Here is a 15,651-nt window from a genome sequence, read left to right as displayed (position 1 = left end):
CTGACCACCGTCGCCGATGCAGCAGTACCGCTTCATCCCACCGTCCAGCGTCCCCGACACCTTGATCGTGCCGTTGTTCACCGGCGCGTCACCGGTCTTCGTCGGCCAGCCGGTGGGCTGCGGCGACGTCGACGGCGTGCGCGACGGCGTGGGTGAGGTGGACGCCGGCGGTGTGTCCGACTCGGTCGGGCTGGGCCCGGCGGTGTCGGTGACGGTCACGTCGTCGAAGGACGCCGACGCGTAGCCGGTCTGCACGCCGATCCGGCCGGTCGCGGCGACCGAGCTGGTGCCGCTGCCGACGGTGGCGCCGTCGACCTTGCCGGTGATGCTCGTCCCCGACACCGTGATGCCGAGGGTGTACCAGGTGCCGGCGCTGACCGTGCGGCTCGCCGACCCGAGGACGGTGACGGAGCCGCTGTTGACGGCCTGCAGCTGCACGCTGTTGCCGGGCAGCAGCGCCAGGCGGTAGAACGTCGTGGAGCTCTTGCCGCGGGCGAGCAGCCCGGCGAACCCGTTCGACGCCAGCGACACCGGCTTCACCCGGGCGGTGACGGTGTAGTTCGTCCACGACGTGCTGCCGGCGAAGTTGCGGGCGTTCTCGCTGCCCGCGTTGCTCTGCAGCATCGCGCCGTCGACGACGGACCAGGTGCCGCCGGACTTCGACCAGTCGTTGGTGTTGCCGTCGGAGAACGTGTCACTGAACAGGGTCGCCGCGAACGCGACCTGGGTGGTGACCGCGGCGACGGCGGTGAACGCGGCGACGCCGGCGGCCAGGATCGGCCATCGGTAACGCCTGATGCGGGGTGGTTCCATGCGAGCCCTCCGGGAGGAGATGGTGGGGGCGCCGCGTGCATGGGGTGTTCGGCTCGTGCGGGCGGACTGGGCGGGTCAGCCGATGCGCGCCTCAGGAAAGCGCATTCCTAGGGACAACGTAGACCGGTACCTATGACTGGTCAAGCGGTGCGAGGTGCATCCAGGTGAAGACCAGCGGGACGGCGCCGTCGCTGACCAGGTGGTGGTCCTCGCCGGGCGGGATGATGAGCAGGTCGCCGGCCTGGAAGCGGGAGACCTCCGCGCCATCGCTCTCCACGTAGCCGCTGCCCTGCACGATCGTGAAAATTTCGGGGACGTCGTGGGTGTGCCGGCCGGGTTCGTCGTGGGTGCGGTGGCCCGGGTCGTCGTAGCGGCTGATGCCGCCGCGGATGACGGGACCCCAGCCGGTGCCGAGCGCGGCGAGGGTGGCGGGGGTCCCGCCGTCGGGCAGGTCGGCGACGGTCAGTTTGCGCATGGCAGGTCTCCTACTTCGCTGAGCAGCGCGTGCCGGGCGGCGGCGGTCCGCACGAGGCCGGCGATGCCGGGCAGGGCGATGCCGTCGTCGTGGGCCACGCCGGTGAGCGGCACGGGGTCGGGCGCCGCCATGATCTCGGCGGCGAGGGCGGTGAAGGGCAGGGTCCGGGACAGCGGCGCCACCAGGGGGTCGCCGGAGAGCAGGTTCTCCAGCAGGCTCACCCGCCCCGGCAGGACGACCCCGTCGAGGCGGTCCTCCGGGTAGACGACGTGGGCGCTGCCGCGGGTACCGGTGACGGTGATGTCCCCGGCGATGAAGCTCGTCGAGGCGAGGGTCACGGCGGCGGTGACGACCGGGCCGCGGGACGGGGTCAGGCGCAGCGCGGCGGTGTCGTCGACCTCGATGTCCCGGCTGCGGAAGCGTTCCAGCTCCAAGGTCCACGGTGGACGGACGTCGCCGATGGCGAGGGCCTGCATGAGCGCGTGCGCGAACGGGTTGACGAGGGCCCCGTCGGCGGCGCGCCGCCCCGACCACGGCGCCCGGGTCCAGTACGACGACGGCCGCCACCACGCGCCCGCCACCGCGATGTGCGTCAGCGGCCCCAGGTCCAGCGCCGCGAGGGCGGGCAGGGTCGGCGACCCGAGCGCCTGGAAGCCGACCTGGCAGCGCCGCCCGGTCGCGGCGAGCGCCGCGGCCAGCTGGGCGTGCGCGTCGAGGTCCAGGACCGGGGGCTTCTCCAGGAGCAGGTCCGCGCCGGCGCGCACGGCGTCGAGCGCGATCGGCAGGTGCGTGTGCGGCGGGGTGCAGATGACGACGACGTCCGGCTTCTGCTCGGCGAGCAGCCGCCGGTGGTCGGCGTACACGGGCACCGTCTCGCCGGGCAGGTCCTGGATGTCGCCGAGGGCGACGAGCCGGACCCGGTCGCCGAGGTCGGCGATGTTCTGCCGGTGCCGGCGCCCGTGACCCGAGGCGCCGATCAGCGCGATCCTGGGGGTGGACGCGGTCACAGCGCCGCCAGGGTGGCGGCGGCCCCGTGCCGGTCGAGGTCGCGCAGCCACCGGTCGACCTCGGCGCGCAGCGGCGCGTCGTCGGCGAGCTCCGGCGACAGCAGGGCGAGCCGCCGCGGCGGCGGGCAGGCGCGCAGCTCAGCGGCCCGGGGGTCGTCCAGCGGCAGCGCGGTGCCGTCGTCGGCGTGGCCGCCCACGAACCGGATCCACGCGGCCAGCACCAGGGCGGCGTAGCCGGGTACCTCACCCGCGGCGCGCCGGTCGGCGACGGTGCCGAGGAGCCGTTGCGGGAGCTTCTGGCTGCCGTCCCGCGCGACCTGCAGCGTGCGGTAGCCGAGGGCGCTGTTGGCGAAGCGGTGCAGCACCTGCTCGCCGTACGGCACGACGGGCAGCTCGGTCAGGGTCGGCGCGATGTCGGACGCGATGAACCGCTCCATGGTCGCGCGGTAGCCGGGCAGCGCGAGCGCGGCGTCGATGGTGGGGGCGCCGGCGAGCGCCCCGAGGTACGCGAGCGCGGAGTGCACGCCGTTGAGCATCCGCAGCTTGCGCAGCTCGTAGGGGGCGGTGTCGGCGGTGAACTCGACCCCGGCGAGGTCCCACGCGGGCCGCCCGCCGGGGAAGTCGTCCTGCACGACCCACTCGCGGAACGGCTCCCCGGCGACGGCGGCCTCGTCGCGGGCGCCGATCAGCGACTCGGCCCGGTCGAGGGTGGCGGGCGTCGTGGCGGGCACGATCCGGTCGACCATGGTGCCGGGGAAGCTCAGCAGCGCCATGACGTCCGGGTCCTGCAGCGCGTCGCCGACGAGGCCGCGCAGCAGCTCCCCGTTGCCGTTGATGTTGTCGCAGCTGACCAGCGCGAGGGGCGTCTCGCGCAGCCGCAGCCCGCGCACGATCAGGTCGAGCAGCGCCGAGCCGGGCGCGTAGGCCTTCTCGGTGACGGTCAGGGTGACGACCCGGATCGCCGGGTCCGCGATGCGGCGCAGGACGGCCCCGGGTTCGGACGCGGCGTGCAGGACGCTGTCGAAGGCGCCGACGACCCGCGCCGACGCGTCGGTGCCGTCGACGGTGAGGACGCTGTACAGCATGTCCTGCCGGACGAGGGCGTCCAGGACGTCGCGGGAGCTGGGCGCGACGCCGACGATGCCCCAGTCGCCGCCGGCCGCGGCGATCGCCTCGTCGGTGTAGACGGCCTGGTGCGCCCGGTGGAACGCGCCGAGCCCGAAGTGCAGGATCCCGGCGCCCACGTCGCCGGGCCGGACCAGCGGCTCGACCTTCAGGGGCACGGACCCGCTCAGCCGCGCCATGCCGGCCCGTCCGGGAAGGAGAACTCGGCGATCGACGACGGGCGCAGCTCGACGCTGTACCCGGGCCGCTCCGGCAGCCGGTAGCGGCCGTCGACGACGGTGACCGGGTCGGTGAAGTGCTCGTGCAGGTGGTCGACGTACTCCACCATCCGGCCGTCCATGCTGCCGGTGATGCGCAGGTAGTCGAAGAACGCCAGGTGCTGCACGTACTCGCAGAGGCCGACACCGCCGGCGTGCGGGCAGACCGGCACCCCGAACTTCGCGGCCATGAGCAGCTCGGCGAGGACCTCGCCGACGCCGGCGACCCGGCACGCGTCGATCTGCATGACGCGGATCGCGCCGGCCTGCAGCAGCTGCTTGAAGATGACCCGGTTCGCGGCGACCTCGCCGGTCGCGACCCGGCACCGCCCGCCGGTGATCCCGTCGAGGGCCTGCTGGATGCGGGCGTGGCCGAGGACGTCGTCGGCGTGGGTGGGCTCCTCCATCCAGTACGGGTCGACCTCGGCGAGCCGGCCCAGGTTGGCGATCGCCTCGTCGACGTCCCACACCTGGTTGGCGTCGAGCATGAGCAGCGCGTCGGGGCCGATCTCGGACCGGATGATGCGGGCGCGCCGCACGTCGTCGTCGATGGCGCCGCCGACCTTCATCTTCACCGCGGTCCAGCCGTCGGCGACCGCCTGCCTGGTGAGCGCCCGGACCTTGTCGTCGGGGTAGCCGAGCCAGCCCACGGAGGTGGTGTACGAGGGAAGGCCGGCGGCACGCGCGTGGGCGAGGCGTTCCTCGTACACCGGCAACCCCTTGTCGAGGATGGCGGCGGCCTCGTCGCGGGTGAGGGCGTCGGTGATGTGCCGGAAGTCCACCGCCGCCAGGAGGTCCTCCGTCGGCAGCTCGGCCAGCAGCCGCCACATGGGTTTGCCGGCGCGGCGGGCGCGCAGGTCCCACACGGCGTTGAGGATCGCGCCGGCGGCCATGGCGATGACCCCCTTCTCCGGCCCGAGCCAGCGCAGCTGCACGTCGGCGGTGAGGGTGCGGGCCCCTTCCGCGGAGCACAGCTCCTCGACGGTGTGCCCGACGACGTGGTGCGCGAGGGCTTCGACGGCGGCGCAGGTGAGCTCGTTGCCGCGGCCGTTGGTGAACGTGAGGCCGGACCCGGCGACGCCGTCGTCGCCGGTCAGCTCGACGTAGGTGGCGGAGTAGTCGCCGCGGTTGATCGCGTCGGACCCGTCGCCGGCGGCGGCGGTGGGGAACCGGACGTCGTGGACGGTCAACCCGGTGATCATCGTGCTCCCTCGGTGCTGGCGGTGCGCGTCGCCACGGTGCGGGCGTAGACGCGTTTGGGCAGGTGGTAGGCGAGGTCCGCGATGGTGTCGGCGGCCTCGTCCAGCGGCAGGCGGTGCTCGGCGACGAGCCGCGCCAGGAACCCGGCGTCGACGCGGCGGGCGACGTCGTGCCGCACGGGGATGGAGCAGAACGCGCGGGTGTCGTCGACGAACCCGGCGGTGTTGGCGAACCCGGCGGTCTCGGTGACGGTCTCGCGGAAGCGGCGCAGCCCCTCGGGGCTGTCCAGGAACCACCAGGGCGCGCCGAGGAACACCGCCGGGTAGCCGCCCGCGAGGGGCGCGAGCTCGCGGGTGAAGACGGTCTCGTCGAGGGTGTACAGCACGACCCGGAAGCGCGGGTCGGTGCCGAACGCGTCGAGCAGCGGCTTCAGCGAGCGCACGTATTCCGTCGGCGAGGGGATGTCGCCGCCGACGTCGCGGCCGTGCCGGGCGGCCAGCGTGGTGTTGTGGTTGCGTACGGCGCCCGGGTGCAGCTGCATGACCAGGCCGTCCTCGACGGACATCCTGGCGAACTCGACGAGCATGTGCGCCCGGAAACGTTCCGCGTCGCGGCTGTCGGCCTTGCCGGTGAGCGCTTTGTTGAACAGCGCCGCCGCGTGCGCCGGGGACAGCGCGAGGGTCGCGGCGGTCGGGTGGCCGTGGTCGCTGGAGGTGGCGCCGGCGGCGATGAACGCCTGGCGGCGCTCCCGCAGCCGCTCCAGGAACTGCGGGAACGTGGTCACGCCCAGCTGCTCGATCCGGCCCGCCCAGCCGGGCCAGTCGAAGTCGACGACGTCGTCGGGGCGGAACGTGGTGATGACCCGCCCGCCGGGGCCGCCCCAGCCGTCGGCCTCGAGCTTGGCGTGCGCGGTCAGGTCCGACAGCGGCGACTCGGTGGTGGCGAGGACCTCGAGGTTGAACCGTTCGAACAGCGCCCGCGGGCGGAACGCCGGGTCGGCGAGGCGCTCGGACAGCAGGTCGTAGACCAGGTCGGCGGTGTCGACGCGCAGCGGCACGGTGACGCCGAAGACGTCGGTGAGGACCCGCTCGGTCCACAGCCGCGACGGGGTGCCGCGGAACAGGTGCCAGTTGGCGGCGAGGAGCCGCCAGATGGTGCGCCCGTCGGTCTGGGTGGGGCTGCCGTCGACGGTCGGCACGCCGAGCTCGTGCGGGGCGATGCCCTGGCTGGCGAGCATCCGGGTCACGTAGTGGTCGGGCACGACGATGAGCCTGGCCGGGTCGGGGAACGGCAGGTCGTCGGCGAGGATCGCCGGGTCGACGTGGCCGTGCGGGCTGATCAGCGGGAGGTCCCTGGCGTGCCGGTACAGCTCCCGCGCGATGTCCCGGATCCCGGGCTCGGCGGGCAGCAGCTGGTCCTCGTGCGGCGTCTTAGTCATGGGGAATCCTGACGGGCAGTCCGATCGCGAGGGACTCGTTGGCGGCCAGGCCGATGCGCAGCGCCCGGGCGCCGTCCACGGCCTCCGCGGCGGCGACGCCGCTGGGCGGGCCGTCACCGAGCAGGTCGGCGAGCATGCGGGCGTCGCCGCCGCCGTGCCCCTCGCGCTCGTAGGGGATCGGGATCTCGCGCGGCTCGCTCCAGTGCGGATGGACGCGCAGCGTGGCCCGGCCCGGCTCGTCGCCCTTGATGAGTCCGGTGGCGCCGGGAGCGACGTGGTCCGTCTCGACCACCTCCAGCTCGAGGCGGCCCTTGCTGCCGTTGACCATCACCCGGTAGCCCTCCCAGGGGGCGTAGGCGGTCAGGTGGTAGGTCATGGTGGCGCCGCGGGCGTAGCGGACGAGGACGGCGAGGTCGTCCTCGATGGTGATGCCGGGCGCGAAGACGTCCTGGTCGCGCCGGTATCCGTCGGTGGTGCCGGTGTACAGCGCGTCGCGGTGCGGGTCCGCGCCGAGCGCGAAGCGGTCCCTGGGTTCGCCGGCGCCCGCGCCGGAGGCGCCGTAGAAGAAGAGCCGGCCCTGCGCGTAGACCTCGGCGGGCTCGTCGTCGAGCCACCAGTTGACCAGGTCGAAGTGGTGCCCCGACTTGTGCACCAGGAGGCCGCCGGAGTTGGCCTTGTCGCGGTGCCACCGGCGGAAGTAGTCGGCACCGTGCCGCACGTCGAGCAGCCACTCGAAGTGCACGGAGCCGACCTCGCCGATCGTGCCGTCGGCGATCAGCCGCTTGAAAGTTTCATGGAAGGGGTTGTACCGGTAGTTGAAGGTGACCCTGACCCGGCGGCCCGTACGGCGCACCGCGTCGAGGATCCGGGCGCAGCGCGCCGCGTCGACGGTCATCGGTTTCTCGGTGAGCACGTCGCAGCCTGCCTCGAGGGCTGCCACGATGTATTCGTCGTGGACCCGGTCGACGGTCGTGACGATCGCGACGTCGACCTTCTCCTCGTGCAGCATGCGGCGGAACTCGGTGGCGGGATAGGTGGGGACCGGCACCTGCAGCCGCGCGTTGTGCACGGCCATGCGGTGCGGCTCAGGATCGGCGAGCGCGACGAGCGCGCAGGTGTCGCGATGCGGCCCGGTGAGTGCGCGCGTGAACATCTCGGCGCGCGACCCGGTGCCGACGATCGCATAGCGGGTGGGCATGGGTTGTCGTTCCCTCGCTCCCTCGGGGACTGCAAAGGGTTGCAGCGACACCATGCTTCATCGCCGTCTTCCGGGTCAATACCCCTCGATTTTCCGCATCCAGGGACGTTGACATGACAGCAACCGTTTGCATTAATGGCTCCGTGCCCGCCACTATTCGAGATGTAGCCCGCGCCTCCGGCGTCCATGTCTCCACCGTGTCGCGCACGTTCTCAGCACCACATCTGGTCAACCCCGACACCCGCAGCCGGGTGCTGTCCACCGCGGAGAGCCTCGGCTACCGGCCCAACCGTGCGGCCCGCGCGCTCATCACCGGGCGGACCCACAACATCGGCCTGATCGTCGCCGACATCGCCAACCCGTTCTTCCCGCCTCTGATCAAGGCGGCGGAGTCCCAGGCGAGGCAACGGGACTACCACCTGTTCGTCGCCGACACCAACGAGGACCCGGTCATGGAGGAGCAGCTCGTCCAGGCCCTCGCGAAACAGGTCGACGGCGTGCTGCTGTGCAGCCCGCGCATGAGCAACGACCTGATCGAGAAGCTGCGCCGCGAGGTGCCGCTCGTCGTGGTCAACCGGGCCGTCGACGGGCTTCCCGCGGTGGTCATGGACGTGGCGGCCGGCGCGAAGGCCGCGATCGAGCACCTCGTCGGTCTCGGCCACACCCACCTCGCCCTGCTCGGCGGGCCGCGGGGCTCGTGGACCAACCGGGAGATCCGGCGGTCCGCGACGGCCGCGGCGAAGTCCGCCGGCACCGACCTGACCGTGCTCGGACCGCACCACCCCACCGAGGCCGCCGGAGCCGCCGCGTGCGACGCCGTGCTGGCCACCGGAGCGACCGCCGTGCTGGCCTACAACGACCTCATGGCGATCGGACTGCTCGAGGCCCTCCACGACCGGGGCGTCAGCGTCCCGGCCGAGCTCAGCGTCGTCGGCATCGACGACATCTCGCTCAGCCGTCTGATCCGCCCCAAGCTGACCACGGTCTCCACCCCGACCGCGGCCGCCGGGCGGGCGGCCGTCGACATGCTGCTGCAGCACGACGACGAACGGCGCACGACCGCGACGGTGACGCTCCAGACGGAGCTCATCGTGCGCGACTCGACCGGGCCGGTCGCGGGTGGCGCGGCCGGGCCCGACCCACATTGATCCCCTGCCAGGGAGTGACACGCCATGTCCGGAACACCCCGCCGTAGACTTCTGGCAACCGCACTCGCCGCGGTGCTGCTCGCCCCGCTCGCCGCCTGCGGCGACGACGGCGGCGAGGCACCAGCGGTCGACTCAACCAAGCCCGTCGAGCTGAGCATCTTCTGGTGGGGCGGCGACGCCCGTGCCAAGCTCACCGAAGAGGCCCTCGCGCTCTACACGAAGAAGCACCCCAACGTCACGTTCAAGAAGACGTGGCAGGCCAACCAGGGATACTTCGACAAGCTCGCCACCCTCACCGCGGGCAACGACGCGCCGGACATCTTCCAGATCGACGACAACTTCCTCACCGAGTATGCGTCGCGCAACGTCACGCTCGACCTGACGTCGTATCAGAAGTCCGGCAAGCTCGACACGACGAAGTTCCCCGAGAGCCTGTGGAAGTACGGCGTCGTGGACGGCAAGCTCGCCGGCGTCGCGTTCGGCGAGAACACGCAGGGCCTGGTGTTCAACAAGACCAAGCTCACCGCGGCGAACCAGCCGCTGCCGACCACCGGCATGTCGTGGGAGGCGTTCGTCGACTGGGCCGCGACGGCGACCACGGCCACGAAGGTTCCCGGCACGCAGGACCCGAGCGCGGACTACAAGGCGTTCTGGATCTGGCTGCGCCAGCAGAACAAGGACCTGTACAAGGGCAAGGAGCTCGGCTTCACCGCGCAGGACGCGACCGCCTGGTTCGAGCTGTGGAAGGGCGCCCGCGACAAGAAGGCCACCCCGACCGCCGACGTGATCCGCGAAGGCAACGCCACGGACATCACCAAGCAGCTCGTCGTGACCGGGAAAGCGCTTACCTCTTGGGTTTGGGTGAACCAGCTGCCCGAGTTGCAGAAGAACACCAAGGACGAGCTCGGTGTGGTGGCCTACCCGGGTGACCCGAAGGCGCAGTGGGCCCGCGCGGCGCTGTACTTCTCCGTTTACCGGGGCAGCGACAAGAAGGACGTGGCGGTCGACGTCATCAACTTCCTCGCCAACGACCCGGAGGTCGGCAAGGTGCTCGGCACCGACCGCGGCCTGCCGCCGAACCTCGACATCCGCGCGTCCGTGCTGAGCAGCGTCACCGACGCGTCGATGAAGACCTCCATCGAGGTGGAGAACACGCTCGGCAAGACGTTCGGGCCGTCCCCGCAGGTCCCGCTGAAGGGGCACAGCACGCTGCGCTCCGAGCTCATCAAGGCCGCCGAGTCGGTGCAGGCCGGCAAGGCGACCCCCGCGCAGGCCGCCGAGGCCTTCATCACGGCCGCGAAGTCCGCGATCTCGAAGTGAGGCTCTTCCAGTGGCGCTGACCACCGCGCCGGCACCTTTGCACCGAGCGGCGAAGGGGCCCCGCGTCGAACCGCGGGGCCCCCGTCGCGAAGGGCTCGCCGGCTATCTCTTCCTCACCCCGTGGCTCGTCGGGCTCGCCTCGATCACGGCGATCCCGATGCTCATGTCGCTGGTGCTGAGCTTCACCGACTACGACATCCTGTCGGACTGGTCCGAGCTCAACTGGGTCGGGTTCGACAACTACCAGCGGATGTTCACCGAAGACCCGACGTTCTGGCACGCCGTGCAGGTCACCGTCACGTTCGCCGTCGTCGCGACGCCGCTGAAGCTCGGCGCCGCGCTCGGCGTCGCGCTGCTGCTCAACAAGGCCATCCGCGGCGTCGGGCTCTACCGCAGCCTGTTCTACCTGCCGTCGCTGCTGGGCGGCAGCGTGGCCCTCGCGATCGTCTGGGTCTCGATGTTCAGCCGGGACGGCTCGTTCAACCAGATCCTGTCGGTGTTCGGCATCGCCGGCCCCGGCTGGGTCAACGACCCCGACTACGCGCTGGGCACCCTGATCCTGCTCGCGATCTGGCAGTTCGGCGCGCCGATGGTCATCTTCCTGGCCGGGCTCAAGCAGGTCCCGGTCGAGCTGTACGAGGCGGCGTCGGTGGACGGCGCGGGGGCCTTCCGCAAGTTCCGCTCGATCACGCTGCCGATCCTGTCGCCGGTCATCTTCTTCAACCTGGTGCTGGAGACGATCCACGGCTTCCAGGGATTCACGTCGGCGTTCGTCATCAGCGGCGGCACCGGCGGGCCGGTCGACTCGACCCTGATGTACACGCTCTACCTGTACATCAAGGGCTTCACCGACTACGAGATGGGCTACGCCTCGGCCCTGGCCTGGGTGTTCCTGCTCGCCGTCGGCCTGCTCACCGTCGTGCTCTTCAGCACGGGCCGCTTCTGGGTGCACTACGGAGACGAGCGATGAAGTCGATCCTGCGCACGGTGGTGATCCTCGCGCTGCTCGGGGTCATCCTCTACCCGCTGTTCTGGGTGCTCGGCAGCTCGTTCAAGAGCCAGCCGGAGATGCTCAGCAACGCCGGGGTCATCCCGGAGGCCTTCACGCCCGGCAACTACCCGGACGGCTGGTCGCACCTCGACACGTCGTTCGGCCGGTTCTTCGTCAACAGCACGATCGTGTCGCTGCTCGTCGTCATCGGCAACGCGCTGTCGTGCCTGCTGGCCGCCTTCGCCTTCGCCCGGCTGCGCTTCCGCGGGCGGGCCACCTGGTTCGCCATCATGGTCGGCACGCTGCTGCTGCCCGGGCACGTGCTCATCGTCCCGCAGTTCATCGTGTTCCGGCAGCTGGACCTGGTGGGCGGGGAGTTCCCGTACCTGCCGCTGATCCTGCCGCACTTCCTGGCCACCGAGGCGTTCTTCGTCTTCCTCATGGTCCAGTTCATGCGCGGCATCCCGCGCGAGCTCGACGAGGCCGCGAAGATCGACGGCTGCACCACGTTCGGCGTCTTCCGCAACGTGATCCTGCCGCTGAGCCGCCCGGCCCTGGTGACGACGGCGATCTTCTCGTTCATCTGGACCTGGAACGACTTCTTCCGGCAGCTGGTGTACGTGTCGGACCTGTCGAAGTACACGGTGCCGGTCGCGCTGCGGCTCTTCATCGACTCGCAGGGCCAGTCGGAGATCGGCCCGATGTTCGCCATGTCGGTGCTGTCGCTGCTGCCGGTGTTCCTGTTCTTCCTGGCCTTCCAGAAGATGCTCGTCGAGGGCATCAACACCTCCGGCCTGAAGGGGTGAGTGCCGCGATGGCTCGCGACTTCCGGGAAACGGTCACCGTGGCCGCCGACCTCGCGCTCGTCGGCATCGCCGTCACCGTGTGCAGCCTGCCGGTGCTCACCGCCGGCGCGGCCGTGCACGCGGGGTCGGTGGCCGTGCGGGACATCGTCGACGGTTCGGCGGTGCGCCCGGCCGTGCTGTGGCGGGTGTTCGTGCGCTCGCTGCTGCCCGGTGCCGTCGCGGCCGTCGCGGCCGCCGTGCTCGGCCTGCTCCTGCTGTTCAATCTCGGCGCCGTCGCCTCCGGCCGGGTCCCGGGCGGGTTGCCCGTGCTCGTCGGCACGGTCGCCGTAGCCGCCGCACTGCTCGCCGCCGGTGCACTCGGCGTCGTGCATCTGGCCCATCACCACTCGTGGCCCGGCGCGCTGCGCTGGGCGGCGGGCACGGTGTGGCGGCAACCGCTCACGGCGGCGATGGTGGCCGGGGTGTCATCCATCGCCGCCGTGATCGGCGCGATGGTCCCCGTGACGGCGCCGCTGCTGGTCGGGTACCTGCTCTTCGCGTTCCACGTCCTGGCCGCGCGCCGCGCGCCCGCCCACGACCCGGTGGACGTCGTGCACCCCTGAGCACCGTTTTCCGGACCACGAAAAACCGCGCCCCGTCCCCCGTTGCGGGGGCGGGCGCGGTCGGTCGATCAGCGGCGACCGGCCACCGCGGGCAGCCGGTCGCGCCGGTCGATCAGAGGTGGCCGGCCACCGCGGGCAGCCGGTCGCCTCGGTCGATCAGAGGTGGCCGGCCACCGCGGGCAGCAGGTCGCGGAAGGTGCGGCCGGAGGCCTGCGTGCCGATCGCCGTCATCGTCCAGCCCTGCTGGTCGCGGGTCAGCTTGGCCATGATCTGCGCCGTGTGCGGGCCGGAGCCGCTGAGGTCGAAGCGGGCGAGCTCCGCACCGTTGGTCTCGTCGACGAGGCGGCAGGACGCGTTCTCGATCTGGGCGAAGCTCTGCCCGGTGAACGAGTTGACCACGAACACCAGCGTCCGGACGTTGAGCGACAGCGCGACCAGGTCGACGATGATGCTCTCGTCGTCGCCCTCGCCCGCGCCGGTGGTGTTGTCGCCGGTGTGCTGCACGGCGCCGTCGGTGCTGCGCAGCTGGCGGAACCACACCTGGTCGACGAGCGTGTTGGAGCTGTCGAACAGCAGGCAGGACGCGTCCAGGTCGATCGACTGGGTCTTCATCCCGCCGAACAGGCCCTTCTTCTTCATCGCGTCCCACCCGAGGCCCATGCGGACCCTGGTGAGCGTGCCGCCGCCGCCCTTGACGAGGGAGACGGACTGGCCCTTGCTCAGACTCACACTCATATATGCGCCTTCCCGAAATCTGTCGACATCACGGTCATTTACGGCCGGCCGCCCAACGCATGCCCCAGCCGTAGGTCTCGTCGAGCAGGCGCTGGCCGCCGCGCACGTAGCGGACCTCGCGGCGCACGGACACGTCGGCGCCGTTGCCCTCGATCATCGCGATCGCGCACATCATGGCCGCCGGGTCCGGCTCGTCGAGGTGGATCTCCAACTGGGGGCCGGCGACCGGGAACAGGGTCACCACGGCCTGCGCGGCCGCCCAGTTGGGAGTGCCTTCGTAGATGAACGCGAACACCAGGATGCGGCGGATGTTCGCCGCGTACCGCAGGTCGACGAAGAGGTTCTCGCCGCCCGTGTTGGTGCCGCTGCGGTCGTCGCCGTCGAGGCGGCAGATCGGATCGCGGCCCAGGGTGTGCACGTCGCGCAACGAGTCGCCGAGCGCCTGGACGACGCCCTTGGATCCGTCGCTGTACTCGTAGAGGCAGCCCAGGTCGAGGTCGATGCCCTTGGGCTTGCGGCTGAACAGCCCGCCCTTGCCGGCGGGCTGCGCCCAGTTGAGGTTGACCCGGAGGATACCCGCGGCCCCGCCCTGCTTGGCGAGCGAGACCGCCGGTGCCGACTTGGTCAGCGTGACCTTGGACAGCGAGACGGGGTTGTTCGGGTTCGTCACGGCGTTGCCTGCCTTCCTGGACGGGGGACGCGGGTGATGGGGGGGACTAGGAACGGCCGGCGAGGCTCCCGGCCGGCTCCTCGGCGGCCTCGGCGGCGCCGTTGCGGCGGTTGAGGATCACCGAGGAGAGGAACGCGGCGAGGATGAAGCCGACGCCGATGAGGCCCGTGATGACCTCGGGCACCTCGTGCTTGATCCCGATGAGCAGGATCGCGGCGAGGGCGCCGATGGCCCAGTGCGCGCCGTGCTCGAGGAACACGTACTCGCTCAGGGTGCCCTTGCGGACCAGGTAGACCGTCAGCGACCGGATGTACATCGCACCGACGCCGAGACCGGCGGCGATGACGAAGATGTTCTGGCTGATCGCGAACGCGCCGATGACGCCGTCGAAGGAGAACGACGCGTCGAGGACCTCGAGGTAGAGGAACAGGAAGAACGCGGCCTTGCCGGCGACCTGGACGACGGCGTTCGGGCCGGACCTGCCCTTGTCGACGTCACCGGCGTCACCGTGGATACCGGCGTTCTTCTTCTCGTCCTCGTCCTCTTCCTCGTCGTCGCCGAGACCGCCGGCGTTCTCGAAGAGTTCACCGAGGCTGTTGACCAGGATGTAGACGCCGATGCCGAGCACGCCGGACACCATGACCGTGCCGACGTCCTTCGCCAGGGTCTCCGCCACGATGACGAGGATGGCCAGGGAGATGACGACCGACAGCTGGTCGAGCTTGCCGATCTTGGCGAGGGGCTTCTCCAGCCAGGTCAGCCAGGTGTGCTCGCGGGTCTCGAAGATGAAGTCGAGGAAGAGCACGAGCAGGAACATGCCACCGAAGGCGGCGATGCTCGGGTGCGCCTCGTGCAGCAGCGCGGCGTAGGTGCCGGGCTCGTCGACCGACCCGCCCTCGAGGGCGAGCCGGACGACGTCGACCGGGTTGAGCTGGGCGGTGATGCCGACCAGCAGCAGCGGGAAGATCAGGCGCATGCCGAACACCGCGATCAGGACGCCCACGGTGAGGAACAGCCTCTGCCACCACGGGTTCATCCGTCCGAGCACGGTGGCGTTGACCACGGCGTTGTCGAACGACACCGAGATCTCCAGCACACACAGGATCGCGACGATCAGGAACGCGCTCGGCCCGCCGAGGAAGAAGGCGGCAATGAGTGTCGCGGCGGTGACCGCCAGCGACCAGCCGAATGTCTTCAGGAACATCTGTCACACCGTTTCGGGCTCATCAGGGATGTTGCGGTGCGCCGACCTTACTATCCGACGTTCACGCCGAAGTCCCCGGCGATGCCACGCAGGCCGGATGCGTATCCCTGACCGACCGCACGGAACTTCCATTCGGCCCCATTGCGGTACAATTCGCCGAACACCATGGCGGTCTCGGTGGAGGCGTCCTCGCTCAGATCGTACCGCGCGAGCTCGACGTCGTCGGCGCTGTTGAAGACGCGGATGAAGGCGTTGCGGACCTGGCCGAAGGACTGCGAGCGGGTGTCGGCGTCGTAGATGGACACCGGGAAGACGATCTTGTCGACCTCGGCCGGCAGGCCCGCCAGGTTGACCTTGATCTGCTCGTCGTCGCCGCCGCCCTCACCGGTGAGGCTGTCGCCGGTGTGCTGGATGTGACCGTCCGGCGTCGCGAGGTTGCCGTAGAAGACGAAGTGCTTGTCGGAGAAGACCCGGCCGTCGGCGCCCGTGGCGATCGCCGAGGCGTCGAGGTCGAACTCCGTGCCGGTCGTCGTGCGGACATCCCAACCGAGGCCGACGGTCACCGCCGTCAGACCGGCGGGACCCGCCTGCTTGGTCAGTGAGACGTTGCCACCTTTGGTCAGGCTGATGCCCATACCGATCTCCAGTCATTCGATGGTTTT

The 15,651-nt window shown here is 70.9% G+C and carries 16 protein-coding genes; 5 read left to right on the top strand and 11 right to left on the bottom strand.

Features of this window, described 5'->3' with window-relative positions; all coding sequences use genetic code 11:
- From ACZ6TV_RS40765 to ACZ6TV_RS40735, 7 genes are all read right to left on the bottom strand, one after another.
- The coding region (locus ACZ6TV_RS40765) for a 3-keto-alpha-glucoside-1,2-lyase-like domain-containing protein (RefSeq protein WP_465304308.1) at window positions 1–813 on the bottom strand (813 nt) is incomplete at its 3' end.
- 130 nt (window positions 814–943) lie between these two features.
- Window positions 944–1,288, bottom strand: coding sequence for a cupin domain-containing protein (locus ACZ6TV_RS40760; protein ID WP_465304306.1), 345 nt, complete (start codon window positions 1,286–1,288; stop codon window positions 944–946).
- On the bottom strand, window positions 1,276–2,295 hold the full coding sequence (locus tag ACZ6TV_RS40755; protein WP_465304304.1) for a Gfo/Idh/MocA family protein: 1,020 nt from the start codon (window positions 2,293–2,295) through the stop codon (window positions 1,276–1,278). Before ACZ6TV_RS40755 ends, ACZ6TV_RS40760 begins: the two co-directional genes overlap by 13 nt.
- Entirely contained in the window at window positions 2,292–3,599 is a 1,308-nt protein-coding gene (locus ACZ6TV_RS40750; RefSeq protein ID WP_465304302.1) for a mannitol dehydrogenase family protein, read from the bottom strand. The genes ACZ6TV_RS40755 and ACZ6TV_RS40750 overlap by 4 nt, the downstream gene beginning before the upstream one ends.
- Window positions 3,587–4,879 (bottom strand): enolase C-terminal domain-like protein, encoded by a 1,293-nt coding sequence (locus tag ACZ6TV_RS40745; protein ID WP_465304300.1) that lies wholly within the window; start codon window positions 4,877–4,879, stop codon window positions 3,587–3,589. Before ACZ6TV_RS40745 ends, ACZ6TV_RS40750 begins: the two co-directional genes overlap by 13 nt.
- Entirely contained in the window at window positions 4,876–6,315 is a 1,440-nt protein-coding gene (gene uxaC / locus ACZ6TV_RS40740) for a glucuronate isomerase (protein WP_465304298.1), read from the bottom strand. The genes ACZ6TV_RS40745 and uxaC overlap by 4 nt, the downstream gene beginning before the upstream one ends.
- Complete coding sequence (locus ACZ6TV_RS40735) at window positions 6,308–7,513, bottom strand: Gfo/Idh/MocA family protein (RefSeq protein WP_465304296.1); 1,206 nt, start codon at window positions 7,511–7,513, stop codon at window positions 6,308–6,310. The genes uxaC and ACZ6TV_RS40735 overlap by 8 nt, the downstream gene beginning before the upstream one ends.
- A gap of 143 nt (window positions 7,514–7,656) precedes the next feature.
- Here ACZ6TV_RS40735 and ACZ6TV_RS40730 point away from each other — a divergent pair, with 143 nt between their 5' ends.
- Genes ACZ6TV_RS40730 through ACZ6TV_RS40710 form a run of 5 tightly spaced genes read left to right on the top strand, consistent with a single transcriptional unit; the run spans window position 7,657 to window position 12,380 of the window.
- Window positions 7,657–8,661, top strand: a complete 1,005-nt coding sequence (locus ACZ6TV_RS40730) for a LacI family DNA-binding transcriptional regulator (protein WP_465304294.1) — start codon at window positions 7,657–7,659, stop codon at window positions 8,659–8,661.
- A gap of 24 nt (window positions 8,662–8,685) precedes the next feature.
- Window positions 8,686–9,981 (top strand): ABC transporter substrate-binding protein, encoded by a 1,296-nt coding sequence (locus ACZ6TV_RS40725; RefSeq protein WP_465304292.1) that lies wholly within the window; start codon window positions 8,686–8,688, stop codon window positions 9,979–9,981.
- A 10-nt stretch (window positions 9,982–9,991) separates the two neighbouring features.
- Complete coding sequence (locus tag ACZ6TV_RS40720) at window positions 9,992–10,951, top strand: carbohydrate ABC transporter permease (RefSeq protein ID WP_465304290.1); 960 nt, start codon at window positions 9,992–9,994, stop codon at window positions 10,949–10,951.
- The gene (locus tag ACZ6TV_RS40715) at window positions 10,948–11,778 is read left to right on the top strand and encodes a carbohydrate ABC transporter permease (RefSeq protein WP_465304288.1); all 831 of its coding nucleotides are present in this window, start codon (window positions 10,948–10,950) and stop codon (window positions 11,776–11,778) included. Before ACZ6TV_RS40720 ends, ACZ6TV_RS40715 begins: the two co-directional genes overlap by 4 nt.
- An 8-nt stretch (window positions 11,779–11,786) precedes the next feature.
- Window positions 11,787–12,380 (top strand): hypothetical protein, encoded by a 594-nt coding sequence (locus ACZ6TV_RS40710; protein WP_465304286.1) that lies wholly within the window; start codon window positions 11,787–11,789, stop codon window positions 12,378–12,380.
- A gap of 156 nt (window positions 12,381–12,536) precedes the next feature.
- Here the strand turns inward: ACZ6TV_RS40710 and ACZ6TV_RS40705 are convergent, their stop codons facing one another.
- Genes ACZ6TV_RS40705 through ACZ6TV_RS40690 form a run of 4 tightly spaced genes read right to left on the bottom strand, consistent with a single transcriptional unit; the run spans window position 12,537 to window position 15,624 of the window.
- The gene (locus tag ACZ6TV_RS40705; protein WP_465304284.1) at window positions 12,537–13,115 is read right to left on the bottom strand and encodes a TerD family protein; all 579 of its coding nucleotides are present in this window, start codon (window positions 13,113–13,115) and stop codon (window positions 12,537–12,539) included.
- A 34-nt stretch (window positions 13,116–13,149) separates the two neighbouring features.
- On the bottom strand, window positions 13,150–13,785 hold the full coding sequence (locus ACZ6TV_RS40700) for a TerD family protein (RefSeq protein WP_465304282.1): 636 nt from the start codon (window positions 13,783–13,785) through the stop codon (window positions 13,150–13,152).
- Window positions 13,786–13,831: 46 nt separating this feature from the next.
- A complete protein-coding gene (locus ACZ6TV_RS40695) occupies window positions 13,832–14,989 on the bottom strand; it encodes a DUF475 domain-containing protein (RefSeq protein ID WP_465304280.1) in 1,158 nt (385 codons plus the stop codon).
- A gap of 50 nt (window positions 14,990–15,039) precedes the next feature.
- Window positions 15,040–15,624, bottom strand: a complete 585-nt coding sequence (locus ACZ6TV_RS40690; protein ID WP_465304278.1) for a TerD family protein — start codon at window positions 15,622–15,624, stop codon at window positions 15,040–15,042.
- Window positions 15,625–15,651 lie beyond the last annotated feature (27 nt).

The sequence above is a fragment of the Dactylosporangium sp. NPDC051087 genome, from assembly GCF_055586325.1.
The sequence above is the reverse complement of the archived record's forward strand: the minus strand, read 5'-3'. Positions and strand labels throughout refer to the sequence as shown.

Excerpts from the sequence above, each read along its gene's own strand:
- ACZ6TV_RS40715 (WP_465304288.1), top strand. The coding sequence starts at position 10,948 with ATGAAGTCGATCCTGCGCACGGTGGTGATCCTCGCGCTGCTCGGGGTC.
- ACZ6TV_RS40745 (WP_465304300.1), bottom strand. The coding sequence starts at position 4,879 with ATGATCACCGGGTTGACCGTCCACGACGTCCGGTTCCCCACCGCCGCC.
- ACZ6TV_RS40695 (WP_465304280.1), bottom strand. The coding sequence starts at position 14,989 with ATGTTCCTGAAGACATTCGGCTGGTCGCTGGCGGTCACCGCCGCGACA.
- ACZ6TV_RS40725 (WP_465304292.1), top strand. The coding sequence starts at position 8,686 with ATGTCCGGAACACCCCGCCGTAGACTTCTGGCAACCGCACTCGCCGCG.
- ACZ6TV_RS40690 (WP_465304278.1), bottom strand. The coding sequence starts at position 15,624 with ATGGGCATCAGCCTGACCAAAGGTGGCAACGTCTCACTGACCAAGCAG.
- ACZ6TV_RS40735 (WP_465304296.1), bottom strand. The coding sequence starts at position 7,513 with ATGCCCACCCGCTATGCGATCGTCGGCACCGGGTCGCGCGCCGAGATG.
- ACZ6TV_RS40760 (WP_465304306.1), bottom strand. The coding sequence starts at position 1,288 with ATGCGCAAACTGACCGTCGCCGACCTGCCCGACGGCGGGACCCCCGCC.
- ACZ6TV_RS40710 (WP_465304286.1), top strand. The coding sequence starts at position 11,787 with ATGGCTCGCGACTTCCGGGAAACGGTCACCGTGGCCGCCGACCTCGCG.
- ACZ6TV_RS40750 (WP_465304302.1), bottom strand. The coding sequence starts at position 3,599 with ATGGCGCGGCTGAGCGGGTCCGTGCCCCTGAAGGTCGAGCCGCTGGTC.
- uxaC (WP_465304298.1), bottom strand. The coding sequence starts at position 6,315 with ATGACTAAGACGCCGCACGAGGACCAGCTGCTGCCCGCCGAGCCCGGG.
- ACZ6TV_RS40705 (WP_465304284.1), bottom strand. The coding sequence starts at position 13,115 with ATGAGTGTGAGTCTGAGCAAGGGCCAGTCCGTCTCCCTCGTCAAGGGC.